This is a genomic window from Streptomyces sp. NPDC042002, assembly GCF_055588305.1.
The window spans coordinates 1-18,943 of the sequence record NZ_JBVJCT010000006.1 but is presented as its reverse complement, the minus strand read 5'-3'; the positions used below and the strand labels follow the sequence as shown (position 1 = coordinate 18,943).

The window sequence follows — 18,943 nt, the reverse complement described above, 5'->3', positions numbered from 1 at the left end:
CGGAACCGGCCGGGGCACAGCGGTTCCCGCGCCGTCACCCGTTCTCCGCCTGGAACATCCAGTGATGCTTCTCCAGATCGGCCGTGATCCCGATGAGGATGTCCTGGCTCACCGGATCCGGATCCCCCGTGGCGGCCACCCGTTCCCGCATCCGCGTGATCACCGCGCCGAGCGCCTCCACGAGGGTTCGCACGGCGTCGGCGTCCTTGATCCAGCCCTCGGGCGTCGGTCCGATGCCGCTGCTCGACGCCACCGTCGCGGCCCGCCCGTCCGGCGGAACCCCCAGGGTCGAGGCGCGCTCCGCCACGGTGTCGGAGTGCAGTCGCGCGACGTCCACGACCTCGTCGAGCTGGAGGTGGACGGAACGGAAGCGGGGCCCCACCACGTTCCAGTGGACCTGCTTCGCCACGAGGGAGAGGTCCACCAGGTCGACCAGGGCACCCTGGAGCGCCTCGGCGACGGTCTTCAGGTCCGCGTCGGACAGGGAGCTCTTCACGACGTACATCCACATCCTCCGATTCACGACGGCTCCGGCGACCCTGCCGCGCGACCGGGTCGGTCCCGACGGCCGACGCCGGCCTCACCACGTCCCTCCACCATGGAGGCCGCGCCGGATACCGGCAAATGGACCCACAAGGGACGCCAGGGAACGCGAAAGCCCCGGTCCGGCTCCTCCGGGTTTCCCCGGAGAAGCCCCGGCCGGGGCTTCGGTTACGCGTTCTCAGCTCAGGAGACGCGAGCTGGTGAGCGTCAGGCGGCGACGACGTCGACCGCTTCGGCAGGCGCCTTGATCGTGACTCGTTCCGGTGGCACACCGGTCACCGATACGGAATTGAGCATCGGGCGACGCACCGGCGCGGACACCGGTTCGGTGGCCGCAGCCGACTGTGCCAGCTCGGCGAGGGCGAGGTCGTCGCTCACTTCCCGCATGAGCTCGGACATCCGTACGTCCAGCGCGTCGCAGATCGCGGAGAGCAGCTCGGAGGATGCCTCCTTCTGCCCCCGCTCCACCTCGGAGAGATAGCCGAGTGAGACTCGGGCGGACGAGGAGACTTCGCGCAGAGTACGGCCCTGGCGCTGGCGCTGCCGACGCAGCACGTCACCCAACAGGCGACGGAGCAGAATCATCGGTGGCTCCCTCCTCGGACCGCGTAGCCGCATCCTTCACGCCCCACCGTACCGCCTCGCGCCGCGGCCGTGCGGGGAGCGATGTCGTGTTCACTCAGGGCTGCAAACATCAAAACCCCCCGTTCTGTTCCGTATCCTGTGCCCGCTCATTCCCGGTCTGTTCGCCCGCGAGCTCCTGAAGGAGCAGCGCGAGTACGCTGCGTACACTCTCCATACGGATTTCCGCCCGGTCGCCGTTCAACCGCAGCGGCGCCACTTTCCCGCCACGGGCGGTGATGAAAGGTGCTTCGGAGGGTCCGTCGACGGCCACGTAGACCGTACCGACCGGCTGTCCGTCCTGGGGCTCGGGACCGGCGACACCGGTGGTCGCTATCCCCCAGTCGGCGCCGAGCGCCTTGCGCACTCCGGCCGCCATCTGGGCCGCGACCTGCGGATCCACCGCGCCGCGCTCGGCCAGGAGAGTGACGTCGACGCCGAGCAGTTCGTGTTTCAGTTCGGTGGCGTACGCGGTCACCGAGCCCCGGAACGCCTTGGAGGCACCCGGCACCGCGGTGATCTCCGCGGCCACCAGGCCACCGGTGAGCGACTCGGCGACGGCGAGCGTCTCGCCCCTCACCGTGAGTAGTCGCACCACTTCAGTGGCCGTGGAAGTCACCGCTCGGCCTCCGCGGCGGCGGCCCGCCGCTCGGCGATTCCGCGGCGGCGCAGCACAATGGCCTGTCTCACATAGTCGAGTCCGGTGACCACGGTCAGAACGACCGCGACGGCCATCACCCAGAACCTCAGGGAGGCCAGCGCCCCCGTCAGCGGCAGGATGTACATGCCGACCGCCGTGCCCTGGGCCAGCGTCTTCAGCTTGCCGCCGCGGCTCGCCGGGATGACTCCGTAGCGGATCACGACGAAGCGCAGCAGGGTGACGCCGAGCTCGCGCCCGAGGATCACGAAGGTGACCCACCAGGGCAGATCACCGAGGGCGGACAGGCAGACCAGCGCCGCGCCCATGATCGCCTTGTCGGCGATGGGGTCGGCGATCTTCCCGAAGTCGGTGACGAGGTCGTACGTGCGCGCCAGATGACCGTCGAAGATGTCCGTGATCATGGCGACGGCGAAGGCCGCCCAGGCCCAGGCGCGCATGGCGGGGTCGTAGCCGCCGTCGGCCAGCATCAGCGCCACGAATCCCGGCACGAGGGCGAGCCGGATCATGGTCAGTATGTTGGCGATGTTCCAGAGGCTGGCCTGATTGACGGCCGCAGCGCCCAGTTTCCCGCCCCGCGCCGGCTTCGCGCCCCCCGGAGCACCGGATGCGCCCGGAGCACCGGATGCGCCGGGAGCGCCCGTCGCGCCTTTGGCGCCTGGGGAGCTGCCTGCCGCGGATGCCGGGACTCCGGTCATCTGGCCGCCTCCTCGGTACACGCGAGCGAGCCCGGAAGCGGCTCGGCCACCAGGTCGACACCCTCTGTACCGACCACCTTGGCCTCGACGATACGGCCGACGGTCAGACCCTCGCCGCTCGTGAACAGCACCTGGCCGTCCGTCTCCGGCGCCTGGTGCGCGGCGCGGCCGTACGCACCCTCCTCGCCGTCGAGGGACTCCACCAGCACGTGCACGGTCTCGCCCACGCGCTCCTCGGCCCGCTGGGCGACCAGCTCCTCGGCGAGCCGGGACACGCGCGCGAGGCGTTCGGCTACGACGTCCTCGTCCAGCTTGTTCTCGTACGTCGCCGCTTCGGTGCCGTCCTCGTCGGAGTATCCGAAGACACCGATCGCGTCGAGGCGGGCTCCGGTGAGGAAGCGCTCCAGCTCCGCGAGGTCGGCCTCGCTCTCGCCGGGGAAGCCCACGATGAAGTTGGAGCGCACGCCGGCCTGAGGGGCCTTGGAACGGATGGTGTCGAGCAGCTCCAGGAACCGGTCGGTGTCGCCGAAGCGGCGCATCGAGCGCAGCACGTCGGGCGCGGAGTGCTGGAAGGACAGGTCGAAGTAGGGCGCGACGTTCGGTGTCGAGGTGAGGACGTCGATGAGTCCGGGGCGCATCTCGGCGGGCTGCAGGTAGCTGACCCGCACGCGCTCGATGCCGTCGATCTCGGCCAGCTCGGGCAGCATCGTCTCCAGGAGACGGATATCACCCAGGTCCTTGCCGTACGAGGTGTTGTTCTCCGAGACGAGCATCACTTCCTTGACGCCCTGTTCGGCGAGCCAGCGGGTCTCGTTCAGGACGTCGCTGGGGCGGCGCGAGATGAACGAACCGCGGAAGGAGGGGATGGCGCAGAACGTGCAGCGGCGGTCGCAGCCGGAGGCCAGCTTCACCGAGGCGACCGGGGATCCGTCCAGGCGGCGGCGCAGGGGCGCGCGGGGGCCGGAGACCGGGGCGACGCCCTCGGGCAGGTCGGAGGGGGTGCCGTGGCCGGGAAGGGCCACTTCCTCGCCGGCGCTCTGCCGCTCGGCCGGGCTGATCGGCAGCAGCTTGCGCCGGTCGCGCGGGGTGTGGGAGGCGTGGATGCCGCCGTTCAGGATGGTCTGGAGGCGGTCGGAGATGTCGGCGTAGTCGTCGAAGCCGAGCACGCCGTCGGCCTCCGGAAGCGCTTCGGCGAGTTCCTTGCCGTACCGCTCGGCCATGCAGCCCACCGCCACTACGGCCTGGGTTCTGCCGTGCCCCTTGAGATCATTGGCTTCGAGGAGGGCGTCGACGGAGTCCTTCTTGGCGGCTTCGACGAAGCCACAGGTGTTGACGACGGCGACATCCGCTTGTTCGGCGTCCTCCACGAGTTGCCAGCCGTCCGCCTCCAAGCGGCCTGCGAGCTCCTCCGAGTCCACCTCGTTACGGGCGCAGCCAAGGGTGACGAGTGCGACGGTACGGCGTTCAGGCATGGGCTCAAGACTACTTTGTCTCACCGACACCCCACGTCGACGGGGTTGGCCGATCTTGGCCAACCCCGTCGACGTGGTACTTCTCGGGACCCCTATCCGACCTGCGGGTCGCCCTTGGTGTACGTGAGGCGCTCGACCGCGCCCGGCTGGAACTGATCCTCGATCTTCTTGCCGTTGACGAAGAGCTGGATGGCTCCGGCGTCCCCGAGGATGAGGTTGATCTTGGAGCTGTCCTGGAAGGTCTTGGACTCGCCCTTGTTCAGCAGCCCGTCGAAGAGCATCCGGCCGTTGTGGTCCTTGGCGGAGATCCAGCTGCGTCCGTCCGCGGCGCTGACCCGCACGGTCACCTTGTCCTGCGGGGCGGCCGCGATGGCGCTGTCGGACGGTTCCGGCTTCGGGTCGGCGGGCTTGGTGGCCGGCGTGGACGGCGCGGCGGACTTCTTGGTGATCGGCGTGGACCCCTCGGCGACCTGAGTCTTCGAGTCGTCTCCGTTGCCACCGCCCTTGACCATGGTGAACCCGACGAAGCCGATCACCGCGACGATCGCGGCGACCATGGCGGCCGTCCAGTTCGGTCCGCGGCGCTCGGGACGGATGCGTTCCGCCTCGAAGAGCGGGGCGGCGGGCGTCGGCGCGGGACGTCCGCCGTGCTCGGCGTCGTACCGCGCGAGCAGCTGGGCCGGATCGAGCCGGACGGCGCGGGCCAGGGTCCGGATGTGCCCGCGCGCGTAGACGTCGCCACCACAGGGAGCGAAGTCGTTCTGTTCGATGGCGTGAATGATGGTGATACGGACGCGGGTGGCGTTACTGACGTCGTCGACGGTCAGACCGGCCTCGATGCGTGCCTGCTGAAGGGCACGTCCGATCGAGGGCCGCTCGGCCGCAGGGTCGTCTTCGAACGGACGCTCGTCTTCGGGGGAGTTGCCGTCAGGTGAGTTGACGATGGACACGGGGGCGCCTTTCGAGCGTGTAGCCACCTGTGCTGGAAGTTCAGTCTAGGGGGGGTACGAAAGGGTGGGGCAACCGGGCGGTGGGACTTTGTACGCCATCAGAATGGCCGGTCATCCTGATATAGGGACATGGTGGCGTCCCTTCGCTCAACTTGACGTGCGACAAGGCGAAACGGTTGCCCACCGACTCCTTACGGGTGAGTCACGTTCACATATCAGCCAGGTGCGGAACATGACGTTCCGCCATCCGCCCGACAGGCCGGCCGCTCCCTGAGCGACCGCCCCGCGCTCACCGCGCCGTTGCCGGCTGTCCCGTCTTTCTCGCCGCGGGCTCTACGCTTCCGTTTCCCCGCGCATCACGGCCAACACCTCATCCAGCTCGTCGGCCTTCACGAGAACGTCACGCGCCTTGGAACCCTCGCTGGGCCCGACGATCCCGCGCGACTCCATCAGGTCCATCAGCCGGCCGGCCTTGGCGAAGCCGACGCGCAGCTTGCGCTGGAGCATCGAGGTGGACCCGAACTGCGAGGTGACGACCAGTTCGGCGGCCGCGCACAGCAGATCGAGGTCGTCGCCGATGTCCTCGTCGATCTCCTTCTTCTGCTTGGTGCCCACGGTGACGTCGTCCCGGAAGACGGGCGCCATCTGATCCTTGCAGTGCTGCACGATCGCCGCGACTTCGTCCTCGGTGACGAAGGCGCCCTGCATACGCGTGGGCTTGTTGGCCCCCATCGGCAGGAAGAGTCCGTCGCCCTTGCCGATGAGCTTCTCGGCGCCCGGCTGGTCGAGGATGACGCGCGAGTCCGCGAGGGACGAGGTGGCGAAGGCGAGCCGGGAGGGCACGTTCGCCTTGATCAGACCGGTGACGACGTCGACGGACGGCCGCTGCGTGGCGAGCACCAGATGGATGCCGGCCGCGCGGGCGAGCTGGGTGATGCGCACGATGGAGTCCTCGACGTCACGCGGCGCGACCATCATCAGGTCGGCGAGCTCGTCGACGATCACCAGGAGGTACGGGTACGGGGTCAGCTCGCGCTCACTGCCCTCGGGCAGCTTGACCTTGCCGTTCCTGATGGCCGCGTTGAAGTCGTCGATGTGCCGGAACCCGAACGCCGCGAGGTCGTCGTAGCGCAGGTCCATCTCCCGTACGACCCACTGCAGTGCCTCGGCGGCCCGCTTCGGGTTGGTGATGATCGGCGTGATCAGGTGCGGGATGCCCTCGTACGCGGTCAGCTCGACCCGCTTGGGGTCCACCAGGACCATCCGCACGTCCTCGGGGGTCGCCCGGACCATGACCGAGGTGATCAGGCAGTTGATGCAGGACGACTTGCCGGAACCGGTGGCTCCGGCGACCAGGACGTGCGGCATCTTCGCCAGGTTGGCCATCACATAGCCGCCCTCGACGTCCTTGCCGAGCGCGACCAGCATCGGATGGTCGTCCTCCGCCGCGTCCGCGAGGCGCAGCACGTCGCCGAGGTTGACCATCTCGCGGTCGGTGTTGGGGATCTCGATGCCGACCGCGGACTTGCCGGGGATCGGGCTGATGATCCGCACGTCGGGGCTGGCGACCGCGTACGCGATGTTCTTGGTGAGCGCGGTGATCCGCTCGACCTTCACGGCGGGGCCGAGCTCGACCTCGTAACGGGTGACCGTCGGCCCGCGGGTGAAGCCGGTGACGGCGGCGTCGACCTTGAACTCCCTGAAGACGTTCTGCAGGGAGGCGACCACCGCGTCGTTGGCGGCACTGCGCGTCTTGCCCGGACCGCCGCGCTCCAGAAGGTCGAGCGAGGGCAGCGAGTAGGTGACATCCCCGGAGAGCTGGAGCTGCTCCGCGCGCGGGGGCAGCTCGCGCGGGGCGTCGGGCGCGGACTTGGTGAGGTCCGGCACGACCGACTCGACCGGCAGGGCCTCCTGCCGGGGCCGCTTGGCGCCCGGTACGACCTTCGCGCGGGCGGCCGGTACCGGCGTCGTCTCCTCGTACCCGTCACGCTCCACGCTGACGCCCTGCGTCAGGTCGGCGACCAGGGGCGAGGGCGGCATCCCGTGCAGCACGGCGCCGTCCAGCGCCGCGGCGGCTGCCGCGGCGACGTCCACCGCGTCCATCGGCCGGTTCATGTCGGGCTGCTGCGCGCCGGGCCGCCGGGGGCGGCTCCGGCGCCTGGTGAGCGCCTCCCGCTCGACGCTGTCGGGGTCGTACGCCTCGGGGTCGCGCGAGCGCCTGCGGGAGCCCGCCTGAAGTCCGTCGCGCCACCGCTCGTCGTAGCGCTCCTCGTCCTCGGCGAACGCCTCCTCGTCGAAGTCGGCCTGGACGATGCCGAGCTTCTGGCCGAGCAGCCGCAGCCGCTGCGGAATCGCGTTGACCGGGGTCGCCGTCACGACCAGCAGTCCGAAGATCGTGAGCAGCACGAGGAGCGGTACGGCGAGGACGTCGCCCATCGTGTACGTCAGCGGGGTGGAGGCCCCCCAGCCGATGAGCCCGCCGGCGTCCCTTATCGCCTGCATCCCGTCGCTGCGCGCGGGCGATCCGCACGCGATGTGCACCTGCCCGAGCACGCCGATCACGAGCGCCGACAGGCCGATCACGATGCGGCCGTTCGCCTCGGGCTGCTCGGGATGCCGGATGAGCCGGGCCGCGATGACGGCGAGGAGTATCGGGACGAGGAGGTCGAGACGGCCGAAGGCACCGGTGACCAGCATCTCGACGAGGTCGCCGACCGGGCCGCGCAGATTGGACCAGGTACCCGCAGCGACGATCAGTCCGAGACCGAGCAGCAGGAGCGCGAGTCCGTCCTTGCGGTGCGCCGGGTCGAGCCCCTTCGCGCCCCGCCCTATCCCGCGGAAGGTGGCTCCGACGGCATGGGCGATGCCCAGCCACAGGGCGCGTACGAGTCGGTACACGCCCGCGGTCGGGTTGGGCGCCGGCGCGGGAGCGGGCTTCTTCGCCGCGACCCTCTTGGCGGGCGCCTTGCCGACGGCTGCCTTTTTCGCGAGGGCCTTCTTCGCCGGAGCCTTCGTCGGAGCGGCCGCCTTCTTCGCGGGCGGCTTCTTGGCTGCGGACTGACGTGAGGCCATGTGTGTGAGGTTACCGGTGGAGACGACAGCGACACGTGTGCCTCCCCCAAGTTCTCGACTTCGCTCGAACAGGGGGGCCACCGACTTCACCCGATCGTGTCACCCTCGCCAGGAGCGGAACTGACGCTTCCTCACGTCGTTCCGTTGCCGCCCGGACACGTCCGGGCGCTCCTCAGTTCTGCGAGGGCACCGAGGGTGCCCCGCTCCCCGTACCCGGCTCCAGTGCGTCCAGCGCCCTGCGCAGTCCGGTGAGTTTGCGTTCGAGGTGGGCCGCGGTCGCCACCGCCGCCGCGTCCGCGGAATCGTCGTCGAGCTGCTTGGACAGCGCCTCGGCCTGCTCCTCGACGGCCGCGAGCCGCGCCGAGAGTTCGGCGAGGAGTCCGGCGGGCTCCTTGGCCTCGCCGAGCGCCACCTTGCCGCCACCCTCCAACTGGAGCCGCAACAGGGCCGCCTGCTCCCGGAGTTGACAGTTCTTCATGTAGAGCTCGACGAACACCGAGACCTTCGCGCGCAGCACCCACGGGTCGAAGGGCTTGGAGATGTAGTCCACCGCGCCGGCCGCGTACCCCCGGAAGGTGTGGTGCGGGCCGTGGTTGATGGCGGTCAGGAAGATGATCGGGATGTCCCGGGTCCGCTCCCGCCGCTTGATGTGCGCGGCGGTCTCGAATCCGTCCATGCCCGGCATCTGAACGTCCAGCAGAATGACCGCGAAGTCGTCCGTGAGCAGCGCTTTGAGCGCTTCCTCCCCGGACGATGCCCGTACCAGTGTCTGATCGAGCGCGGAGAGGATCGCCTCCAGCGCCAGCAGATTCTCCGGCCGGTCATCGACCAGGAGGATCTTGGCCTTCTGCACCATGGCCCGCCCTCCTCGCCCCGGCATGGGGCCTCCCCTGTCCGCAGGACTTGGGGTGGCACCGGGCGCCGCCCCAGGGGACGACTCCCTTGCGCCGCCCGTCCTTGTGCCGGTCATGGTAGCTGCACCCCGCCTGTCGCCACACCCTGTCACCGTGATGTCACTGTGCACGTAGCAGAAACGCGGCGGGAGACCAGAAGGTTCCCCGTTTCCCGTGCTTCTACACGGCTTCGGGCACAGCCAGTCATCCGGCACCGGGCCGCCGTGCCGCACCGTGCCCCGATGCCCAACAGCACGTGACGGCCACACGTCCTCGCGTACGAGTGTGTCACCCCTCACGCATCCACTGCGCCATCACGGACAGCAGATGATCGGGATCGACGGGCTTGGTCACATAGTCGGAGGCACCCGACTCGATCGCCTTCTCCCGGTCACCCTTCATGGCCTTCGCCGTGAGCGCGATGATGGGCAGCCCCGCGAACTGCGGCATCCGCCGGATCGCCGTGGTCGTGGCATAGCCGTCCATCTCGGGCATCATGATGTCCATCAGAACGACCGTCACATCGTCGTGCTGCTCCAGGACTTCGATGCCCTCGCGGCCGTTCTCCGCGTACAGCACCGAAAGGCCGTGCTGCTCAAGGACGCTGGTCAGCGCGAAGACGTTCCGGATGTCGTCGTCGACGATCAGCACCTTCTCGCCCTCGAAGCGGATGCCCCGGCCCTGCTGCGGTCCCGCGTCCTGCTGGCCCGCGGCCGTCCACGGCTCCTGAGCGGCGCCCGCGGCACCGTCCGGCTGCCCGGGGACCGCGGTGCGCTGCTCGGCCGTGGGCAGCGCCCTGCGGCGCCTCCTGAACAGTGCGGCGGGCCCGTTCTGGGCGTCCTGGTACGACTTCACCTCGGCCGGCATCCCGATGTCGTGCAGTTCCGCCTCGGACGCCAGCAACTCCCCCGCCTCCAGCGTCGGCGAGAGCTGCCCGTAGCCCTGCGGCGGCAGTTCGCTCGGGTGCAGCGGGAGGTACAGCGTGAAGGTCGAGCCGCGTCCCGGCTCGCTCTGGGCGTAGATCTCGCCGCCCAGCAGCCGCGCGATCTCCCGCGAGATGGACAGCCCCAGACCCGTACCGCCGTACTTGCGGCTGGTCGTGCCGTCCGCCTGCTTGAAGGCCTCGAAGATCACCCGCATCTTGCTGGCCGCGATCCCGATACCGGTGTCCGTCACGGAGAACGCGATCAGATCGGCGTCCGCGTCCCGCAGCGACCCCGACTCCAGGAGCTGTTCCCTGATGGCCACCGGAACATCCGCCCCGGCGGGCCGGATCACCAGCTCGACGGCTCCGGAATCGGTGAACTTCACCGCGTTGGAGAGCAGGTTGCGCAGCACCTGGAGAAGGCGCTGCTCGTCGGTGTGCAGCGTGGCGGGCAGTTCCGGCGAGACCCGTACGGAGAAGTCGAGCCCCTTCTCCGCGGTCAGCGGACGGAACGTGGCCTCCACGTAGTCGACGAGCTGGACGAGCGCGATCCGGGTCGGCGACACGTCCATCTTGCCCGCCTCGACCTTCGACAGGTCGAGGATGTCGTTGATCAGCTGGAGCAGGTCGGAACCCGCGCCGTGGATCGTCTCGGCGAACTCGACCTGCTTCGGGGTGAGGTTCGTGTCCGCGTTGTCGGCGAGCAACTTGGCGAGGATCAGCAGGGAGTTGAGCGGCGTCCGCAGCTCGTGCGACATGTTCGCCAGGAACTCGCTCTTGTAGCGCATGGAGACCGCGAGTTGTTCGGCGCGCTCCTCCAGGACCTGCCGGGCCTCCTCGATCTCGGTGTTCTTGACCTCGATGTCGCGGTTCTGCTGGGCCAGCAGCTCGGCCTTGTCCTCCAGTTCCGCGTTCGAGTCCTGGAGCGCCTTCTGCCGGTTCTCCAACTCGGCCGAGCGTTCGCGCAGTTGCTCGGTGAGCTCCTGCGACTGCCGGAGCAGCACCTCCGTCTTGGTGTTGACGGAGATGGTGTTGACGCTCGTCGCGATCATCTCGGCGATCTGGTTCAGGAAGTCCTTCTGGATGTGCGTGAAGGGTGTGAAGGACGCCAGCTCGATGACACCGAGCACGGTCCCCTCGAAGAGCACCGGAAGCACGATGACCTGCGCCGGAGGCGCCTCGCCGAGCCCGGAGGAGATCTTCAGATAGCCGCTCGGCGCGTTCTCCACGAGGATCGTGCGCTTCTCCTGCGCGGCCGTCCCGATCAGCGCCTCACCGGGCCGGAACGACGTCGGCATGGAGCCCATCGAGTAGCCGTACGACCCGAGCATGCGCAGCTCGTACGCCTCCTCGTCCTCGGTTCCCGCGTCCTTGCCGTCGACCAGCGGCATCGAGAGGAAGAACGCGCCGTGCTGGGCCGAGACGACCGGCGTCAGCTCGCTCATGATCAGCGAGGCCACGTCGGCGAGGTCGCGGCGGCCCTGCATCAGCGCGGAGATGCGGGCGAGGTTGCCCTTCAGCCAGTCCTGTTCCTTGTTGGCGATGGTGGTGTCGCGCAGGTTGGCGATCATCTTGTTGATGTAGTCCTGGAGTTCCTGGATCTCGCCGGAGGCGTCCACGTCGATCTTCAGGTTCAGATCACCGCGGGTCACCGCGGTCGCCACGCGCGCGATGGCACGCACCTGCCGGGTCAGGTTCCCGGCCATCTCGTTCACCGACTCGGTGAGGTCGCGCCAGGTGCCGTCGACGTCACGCACCCGCGCCTGGCCGCCCAACTGGCCCTCGGTGCCCACCTCGCGGGCGACCCGGGTGACCTCCTCCGCGAAGGACGACAGCTGGTCGACCATCGTGTTGATGGTGGTCTTGAGCTCCAGGATCTCGCCGCGCGCGTCGATGTCGATCTTCTTGGTCAGATCGCCCTTGGCGATGGCCGTGGTGACCATCGCGATGTTGCGCACCTGGCCGGTCAGGTTGGACGCCATCCCGTTCACCGACTCGGTGAGGTCCTTCCACGTGCCGGCGACTCCCGGGACGTGCGCCTGACCGCCGAGGATGCCGTCCGTCCCCACCTCTCGGGCCACCTTGGTGACCTGCTCGGCGAACGAACTCAGCGTCTTCACCATGGTGTTGAAGGTGTCGGCGAGCTGCGCGACCTCGCCGCGCGCCTCGATCGTCACCGTCCGGGTCAGGTCACCGTTGGCGACGGCCGCCGCCACCTGCGAGATGTTCCGCACCTGCATGGTCAGGTTGTAGGCCATCAGGTTGACGTTGTCGCTCAGGTCCTTCCAGATGCCCGTGACCCCGGGCACCCGCGCCTGACCGCCCAACTGGCCCTCGGTGCCCACCTCGCGGGCCACCCGCGTCACCTGCTCGGCGAACGACGACAGCTGGTCGACCATCGTGTTGACGGTGGTGACCAGTTCGAGGATCTCGCCCTTGGCGTCGACGGTGATCTTCTTGGACAGGTCCCCCATGGCGACCGCGGTCGTGACCTCGGCGATGTTGCGCACCTGGATGGTCAGGTTGTTGGCCATGAAGTTCACGGACTGGGTGAGGTCCTTCCAGGTGCCCGAGACACCCTGCACCTCGGCCTGCCCGCCGAGCATGCCCTCGGTGCCCACCTCGCGGGCCACCCGCGTCACCTGCTCGGCGAAGTTCGAGAGCTGGTCCACCATCGTGTTGAGGGTGTTCTTCAGCTCCAGGATCTCGCCGCGCGCGTCCACGTCGATCTTCTGCGACAGATCACCCCGGGCCACCGCCGTCGCGACCTGCGCGATGTTGCGCACCTGCGCGGTGAGGTTGCCGGCCATCCCGTTCACCGAGTCGGTCAGGTCGCGCCACACACCGGCGACACCGGGCACCTGCGCCTGACCGCCGAGCCGGCCCTCCGTACCCACGTCACGCGCCACCCGCGTCACCTGGTCGGCGAACGCGGAGAGCTGGTCGACCATCGTGTTGATGGTGTTCTTCAGCTCCAGGATCTCGCCGCGCGCGTCCACGTCGATCTTCTGCGACAGATCACCCCGGGCCACCGCCGTGGTGACCTGGGCGATCTGCCGCACCTGCGAAGTCAGGTTCCCCGCCATGAAGTTGACGGAGTCGGTGAGTTCCTTCCAGGTACCGGACACGCCGTCCACCCGGGCCTGACCGCCGAGCCGGCCCTCCGTACCCACGTCACGGGCCATCCGTGTCACCTGGTCGGCGAAGCTCGACAGCTGGTCCACCATGGTGTTCACGGTGACCTTCAGCTCCAGCATCTCGCCGGCGACCTGGACGGTGACCTTCTGCGACAGATCGCCGTTGGCGACCGCCGTGGTCACCTGGGCGATGTTGCGCACCTGGCCCGTCAGGTTCTGGAACGCCGTGTTGACGGAGTCCGTGAGGTCCTTCCAGGTGCCGGCCACCCCGGGAACCTGTGCCTGGCCGCCCAGTTCACCCTCGACGCCGACCTCGCGCGCGACCCGCGTGACCTCGACACCGAACGACGACAGCTGGTCGACCATCGTGTTGACGGTGTTCTTCAGCTCCAGCATCTCGCCCGCGACCTGGACGCTGACCTTCTGCGACAGATCACCGTTGGCCACCGCGGTCGTCACGGCGGCGATGTCACGCACCTGCGTCGTGAGGTTCCGGAAGACCGTGTTGACGGAGTCCGTGAGGTCCTTCCACGTTCCCGCCGCTCCCGGCACGTTCGCCTGACCGCCGAGCCGGCCCTCGCCACCGACCTCGTTGGCGACGCGGGTGACCTCGTCGGCGAACGTCCGCAGCGTCTCGGTCATCTGGTTGATCGTCTCGGCGAGCTGCGCGACCTCGCCGCGCGCGGAGACGGTCACCTTCTGCGACAGGTCACCGCTCGCGACCGCCGTGGTCACCTGGGCGATCCCGCGCACCTGGGCCGTCAGGTTCCCGGCCATGAGGTTCACCGAATCGGTGAGGTCCTTCCACACGCCGGCCACACCGGGCACCTGCGCCTGACCGCCCAGCTCACCCTCGGTGCCCACCTCACGGGCGACGCGCGTCACCTCGGAGGAGAACGAGGACAGCTGGTCCACCATCGTGTTGACGGTGTTCTTGAGCTCCAGCATCTCGCCGGCCACGTGAACCGTGACCTTCCGCGACAGGTCGCCCTTGGCGACGGCCGTCGTCACGAGAGCGATGTCACGCACCTGGGCGGTGAGCCGGTACGCCATCGTGTTGACCGAGTCCGTGAGGTCCTTCCACGAACCGGACATACCGCGCACCCGGGCCTGTCCGCCCAGCTTGCCCTCGGTACCCACCTCACTGGCCACCCGGGTGACCTCGTCGGTGAACGTCGACAACTGGTCGACCAGGTTGTTGACGGTCCTCCCGACCTTCAGGAACTCACCGCGCAGCGGATGCCCGTTGCCGTCCGCGGCCTGCGCGCGCAGGTCCATGCGCGGCGACAGATCGCCCTCCGCGACGGCGGACAGTACCCGGCCGACCTCGGAGACAGGTCGTACGAGATCGTCCACCAGCGCGTTCGACGCGTCGATCGCGGCCGCCCAGGCGCCCTCACCGGCGCCCGCGTCCAGCCGCTCCGTGAGCTTTCCCTCACGGCCCACCACGCGCCGTACCCGCGACAGCTCACCCGTCAGGTGCAGATTGCGGTCGGCGACCTCGTTGAAGACCGCCGAGATCTCGGACATCACGCCGTCACCCGAAACGGTGAGCCGCTTGCGGAAGTTGCCGTCCCGCATCGACACCAGGGCGGCCAGCAGCCGGTTCAGGGCCGCCGTGTCCACCTCGGTGGTGCCGGTGCGCGGTGTGCGCCCGCTGTTCAGGGACTGTCCGCCTTTCGCGCGCGTCCTACCGCCCCGCGTCGCTGCGCCAGACTCCACTGTGTCCCTCCCGCAAGGGTCGACCAATACTGCTCGGCGTACTCGGGTACTTATGCTCGTGGTGCGGGGAAGGCATTCGACCTGCCCGGACCTTCTCCTGGAGCCTGCCCAGTGTTTCACCCCGGCTGAACCAGGCCATAACAGTTCGGCAGCTTCGCACACGGTCCGCACACCCTGGGGACGGAACTCCGGCCCTGGCCGGAGGCAATCACACGCACCTGTCCGAAGGGAAACGCCGGACTCTTCAAGACGGAAACACTCGTGACCGGCATCCGCAGGGGCGGCGAAGGTAAGTAACCTTGCATGCGGCTGTCCAGCCGCGCCGGTCCCGTCCGGCCTGGGCGGTGGCACGAGTACGAGCGGGCAGGCATCGGAGGGGCACCGCACCATGACCACCGGACTGCATCCTGGGGGAACGCCTCAGGATCCCCGGCCGACAGGGAACCACGCCCTGCCCACGCAGGAGCGGGTCGGCCCCGGAACCCCGCACGCCGACAACCGGACAAGGACTTCTGTGATCACCGCGCGCGCGGCCGCCAGTTTCGAACCCGTGGGACGGTCCGTCGCGACCGCCCGCTCGTTCGTCCGGGACACGCTCCAGGGCTGGGGGTTCGCCGACATCGTCGACGACGCCGTCGTGCTGACCAGCGAACTGGTCACCAACGCCGTCGTGCACGCGGGCACCGCCGCCGACGTTCTGTGTCTGCGCAGTGACGACGGCGTGCGCATCGAGGTGGCGGACCACTACCCGGAACGCGAGATCCCGCTCCAGGCGAACGCCGTCAGCATGGGCAGCCCGGACCGCGAGGGCGGCCGCGGCCTCCAGTTGTGCGCGGCCCTCGCCGGCCGCTGGGGTGTCGAGTACACGCCCACCCGCAAGCAGGTCTGGTTCCAGCTCGACCTCCCCGAGCGCGCCGTCGGCACCCGCGCCGCCGGCCCCTCGCTCCCCGCCCACCTCCTCCCGCTGGCCGACGGCCGCGTCCGCGTGGCGGTCGTCCAGATCGACCGCACGGGTTCCATCAACGCCTGGAACGAGGACGCCGAAGAGCTCTTCGGGTACGCGGCCGAGCAGGTCACCGGCAAACCGCTCACCGACTTCGCGGCCTGGCCGCACACCCCCGGCACCAGCACCGGCATCGTCGAGGCCCTCCAACTCTCCCGCTGGGAAGGCAGTTACGGCGTCCGCTGCGCCGACGGCCGCGTCACCCCGGTGTACGCGTCGCACCTGCGGGTCCGCGACACGAGCGGCGAGCCGTCCACCGTCTGCCTCCTCGTGCGCGACCACGAACGCGCCGTCCTGCAGACCCCGTTGCGCGGGCCCGCCTCCGACTCGGGCACCCACTCCGAGGGCCAGGCCACGGATCCGTTCGAGGTCTTCATCGGATCGCCGGCCCCTGACGACCTCGACGGTCTGCTCCAGCGCACGGTGGAGCGGGCCCGCGACATGCTCGACGGCGACTCCGCCTTCCTGCTCCTCGCGACCGACGACGAAACGGAGTTGGAGGTACGCGCCTCCACGGGCCTGCCCTCCGCGCGCCAGCGCTTCGCCCGCGTCCCCGTCGAGGCGGGCCCCGGCCGCTACGGCTCGGCCCGGATGCCCGCCGTCCACGAGGACCTGATGGTCGTCCCCGGCGCCGTACCGCTGCTCGGCGGCACCGGCATGCGCTCGGTCGTCACGGTCCCGCTCAAGGTCGAGGGCCGCCTCACCGGCTCCCTCGGCGTCGCGGCCGAATCACCCGGCCGTTACTCCAACGAGGAGGCCCTGCGCCTCCAGTTCGCCGCGGACCGCATCGCCCTGGCGGTGGAATCGGCCCGCCTCGGCGAGCTGGAACGCCTGCGCCGCGGCTCGCTGTCCTTTCTCGTCGAGGCCTCCGACCTGCTCGCCGGCACCCTGGACCGCGACCAGACGCTCGCCCTCATGGCCCAGATGACCGTGCCGACCCTCGCCACCTGGTGCGCCGTCTACACGATCGCCGACCAGGCCTCGGAGCCGTACCTCTCGTACGTCCTGCACGAGGACGAGGAACGCATCGACGGCCTCAAGGCGTTGCTCTCGAAGATCGCCCCGCCGGACCCGGTGCCCACCCCGGGCGCCCGTGTCTGGGCGGCCCCGGCCGCGGCGGCCCACGAGGCGGCTCTGCGGACCTCCATGCGCAGCCTGGGCCTCGGCAACCAGACGTCGGTGACCTCCGGCATCGGTACGACGCTGGCGACGGCCGCGGCGGTCGGCGGAGAGACCGTCGTCCTCCCCCTGGTGGCCCGCAACCGCGTCATCGGCATGCTGACCCTCGGCAAGCCGTCGGACGAGCATTTCCGCCAGGAGATCCTGGAGTTGGCCGAGGACCTCTCCCGTCGAGCGGCCCTCGCGCTGGACAACGCCCGCCTGTACTCGGAGCGCACGGCCATCAGCCAGTCCCTCCAGCGCAGCCTCCTGCCCCCGGAACTCCCGCACATCGACGGCGTCGAGGTCGAGGTCATCTACCGCGCGGCCGGCGAGGGCAACGAGGTCGGCGGCGACTTCTACGACCTCTTCCCCATCCGCGACGGCGCGTACGGCTTCGCCATCGGCGACGTCTGCGGTACGGGTCCGGAGGCCGCGGCGGTCACCGGCCTGGCCCGGCACGCGCTGCGCCTGCTGGCCCGCGAGGGATACGGCGGCCCCGCTGTTCTGGAGCGGCTGAACTCCGCGATCCTCGACGAGGGCGCCCGCAGCCGCTTCCTGACCCTCCTCTACGGCGAGTTGTGGCCCCAGGAGGACGGCAGCGCCGTCCTGAAGGTCGTCTGCGCCGGCCACCCGCTCCCGCTGCGCCTGCGCCAGGACGGCACGGTCGAACCGGCCGCCGAACCGCAGCCGCTCCTCGGTGTCATGGAGGACCTGGAGCTGTACGAGCAGACGGTCACGCTGGATCCGGGCGATGTCCTGCTGTGCGTCACGGACGGCGTCACGGAACGCCGCGAGGGCACCCGCATGCTCGGTGACGACGGCCTCGCGGACGTCCTCACCACCTGCACGGGGCTGACGGCCGGCGCGGTCGCCGCGCGCATCATGCGCGCGGTCGAGCGCTTCGCCTCCGACGCCCCGTCGGACGACATGGCGATTCTGGCGATGCGTGTCCCGGGCCTCCAGACGGACTGAGGCCCCACGGCCTCAGCTCTCACGGGCTGAGGCACCGTCGGCCCCGGACATGCGAAAGGCCCCCGCCCACAAGGGCGGAGGCCTTTTCTGTCTGAGCCCCCCAACGGAATCGAACCGTTGACCTTCTCCTTACCATGGAGACGCTCTACCGACTGAGCTAGGGGGGCCTGTCGCCCTTCGAGGTTTCCCTCGCGGCAACGAGGTAGATCATACCCCGAACTGAACCGTGTTCCCAACCAGTCCAGCCCCGGATCAGAAGGCCGGCTGGAGCAATCCGCCGAGCGCGTTGCACGCGGAGACGATCCGCTGCATCTCCCGCTTAGTCAACGCCCCGTCCACAGGCAGCGAAAGAGTCTCGTCGGCGGCCCGCTCGGTCTCGGGAAGCTGTACGTCCCGCCGGAACCCGGGCAGGCGGTGCACCGACGTCTTCACCGGCACCCGGCACTCGACTCCCCTGGCCCGTACGGCCCGTGCGAAGGCGTCCCGGTCCGGCCGCCCGTTGCCGGGCACTCGTACGACGTACTGCTGATAGGTGTGTCCGTCGCCGCTGACGGGCGTGCGTACGCCGCTCAGCCGGCCGTCGAGATAGGCGGCCCGCTCCCTGCGCTGCGCGATCTCGTCGTACGGCGTCTCGGACTCGCCCTGCTCCAGGACCAGCGCCTCATGCCGCTGGCCCAGTTCCCGCAGCCGCGTCATGTCGGCCGTCCGCCCGAAGCGGTGCACGACGACGAGCGCCGCCGTCTGAGGCGTTATGACGGCCTCGACCGCGTGAGGGTCGAGGCAGTACGTCGCCGGGTCTATGTCGGCGAAGACGACCGTGGCGCCGGCCTGGGCCACGGCGTCGGCGACCTCCACGTTCCCGAAGGCCGGAACGATGACCTCGTCACCGGCTCCGACGCCTGCGGCTCTGAGCATTGCAGCAGTACCCATGGTCCGGATATTGGTCGCGCAACGTGAACTCCAAGTGACGCAAAACAAAAAAGAGCTGGTCCCCGAACCGAAGTTCGGGGACCAGCTCTCTAAAATTTGTTCGGCGGCGTCCTACTCTCCCACAGGGTCCCCCCTGCAGTACCATCGGCGCTGTGAGGCTTAGCTTCCGGGTTCGGAATGTAACCG

Annotated in this window: 11 protein-coding genes, 1 tRNA gene and 1 rRNA gene; 1 reads left to right on the top strand and 12 read right to left on the bottom strand. The window is 69.4% G+C overall.

Going from position 1 to position 18,943, the window contains the following annotated elements; all coding sequences use genetic code 11:
* Nucleotides 1–34: 34 nt before the first annotated feature.
* From ACZ6KY_RS11725 to ACZ6KY_RS11685, 9 genes are all read right to left on the bottom strand, one after another.
* Nucleotides 35–505: a Dps family protein gene (locus ACZ6KY_RS11725; RefSeq protein ID WP_469310147.1), complete on the bottom strand. Its 471-nt coding sequence runs from the start codon at nucleotides 503–505 to the stop codon at nucleotides 35–37.
* Between the two features lie 245 nt (nucleotides 506–750).
* Entirely contained in the window at nucleotides 751–1,128 is a 378-nt protein-coding gene (locus tag ACZ6KY_RS11720) for a helix-turn-helix domain-containing protein (protein ID WP_328553067.1), read from the bottom strand.
* Between the two features lie 109 nt (nucleotides 1,129–1,237).
* On the bottom strand, nucleotides 1,238–1,783 hold the full coding sequence (locus tag ACZ6KY_RS11715) for a CinA family protein (RefSeq protein ID WP_469310146.1): 546 nt from the start codon (nucleotides 1,781–1,783) through the stop codon (nucleotides 1,238–1,240).
* Entirely contained in the window at nucleotides 1,780–2,520 is a 741-nt protein-coding gene (gene pgsA, locus ACZ6KY_RS11710; protein ID WP_469310145.1) for a CDP-diacylglycerol--glycerol-3-phosphate 3-phosphatidyltransferase, read from the bottom strand. Before pgsA ends, ACZ6KY_RS11715 begins: the two co-directional genes overlap by 4 nt.
* Nucleotides 2,517–3,992 (bottom strand): 30S ribosomal protein S12 methylthiotransferase RimO, encoded by a 1,476-nt coding sequence (rimO, locus tag ACZ6KY_RS11705; RefSeq protein ID WP_469310144.1) that lies wholly within the window; start codon nucleotides 3,990–3,992, stop codon nucleotides 2,517–2,519. Before rimO ends, pgsA begins: the two co-directional genes overlap by 4 nt.
* A gap of 92 nt (nucleotides 3,993–4,084) precedes the next feature.
* On the bottom strand, nucleotides 4,085–4,942 hold the full coding sequence (locus ACZ6KY_RS11700) for a helix-turn-helix domain-containing protein (protein WP_469310143.1): 858 nt from the start codon (nucleotides 4,940–4,942) through the stop codon (nucleotides 4,085–4,087).
* Nucleotides 4,943–5,275: 333 nt separating this feature from the next.
* On the bottom strand, nucleotides 5,276–8,014 hold the full coding sequence (locus tag ACZ6KY_RS11695; protein ID WP_469310142.1) for a DNA translocase FtsK: 2,739 nt from the start codon (nucleotides 8,012–8,014) through the stop codon (nucleotides 5,276–5,278).
* A gap of 172 nt (nucleotides 8,015–8,186) precedes the next feature.
* Nucleotides 8,187–8,870, bottom strand: coding sequence for a response regulator (locus tag ACZ6KY_RS11690; RefSeq protein ID WP_469310141.1), 684 nt, complete (start codon nucleotides 8,868–8,870; stop codon nucleotides 8,187–8,189).
* Between the two features lie 325 nt (nucleotides 8,871–9,195).
* Complete coding sequence (locus ACZ6KY_RS11685) at nucleotides 9,196–14,691, bottom strand: HAMP domain-containing protein (RefSeq protein ID WP_469310140.1); 5,496 nt, start codon at nucleotides 14,689–14,691, stop codon at nucleotides 9,196–9,198.
* 388 nt (nucleotides 14,692–15,079) lie between these two features.
* Here ACZ6KY_RS11685 and ACZ6KY_RS11680 point away from each other — a divergent pair, with 388 nt between their 5' ends.
* Nucleotides 15,080–17,827 (top strand): SpoIIE family protein phosphatase, encoded by a 2,748-nt coding sequence (locus ACZ6KY_RS11680; RefSeq protein ID WP_469310139.1) that lies wholly within the window; start codon nucleotides 15,080–15,082, stop codon nucleotides 17,825–17,827.
* Nucleotides 17,828–17,921: 94 nt separating this feature from the next.
* On the opposite strand, the gene ACZ6KY_RS11675 is transcribed toward ACZ6KY_RS11680, so the two are convergent.
* From ACZ6KY_RS11675 to rrf, 3 genes are all read right to left on the bottom strand, one after another.
* A tRNA-Thr gene (locus ACZ6KY_RS11675) sits at nucleotides 17,922–17,994 on the bottom strand.
* A gap of 85 nt (nucleotides 17,995–18,079) precedes the next feature.
* Nucleotides 18,080–18,742: a DegT/DnrJ/EryC1/StrS family aminotransferase gene (locus tag ACZ6KY_RS11670; RefSeq protein ID WP_469310379.1), complete on the bottom strand. Its 663-nt coding sequence runs from the start codon at nucleotides 18,740–18,742 to the stop codon at nucleotides 18,080–18,082.
* Nucleotides 18,743–18,855: 113 nt separating this feature from the next.
* Nucleotides 18,856–18,943 (bottom strand): 5S ribosomal RNA (rrf, locus tag ACZ6KY_RS11665); the annotation flags it as partial.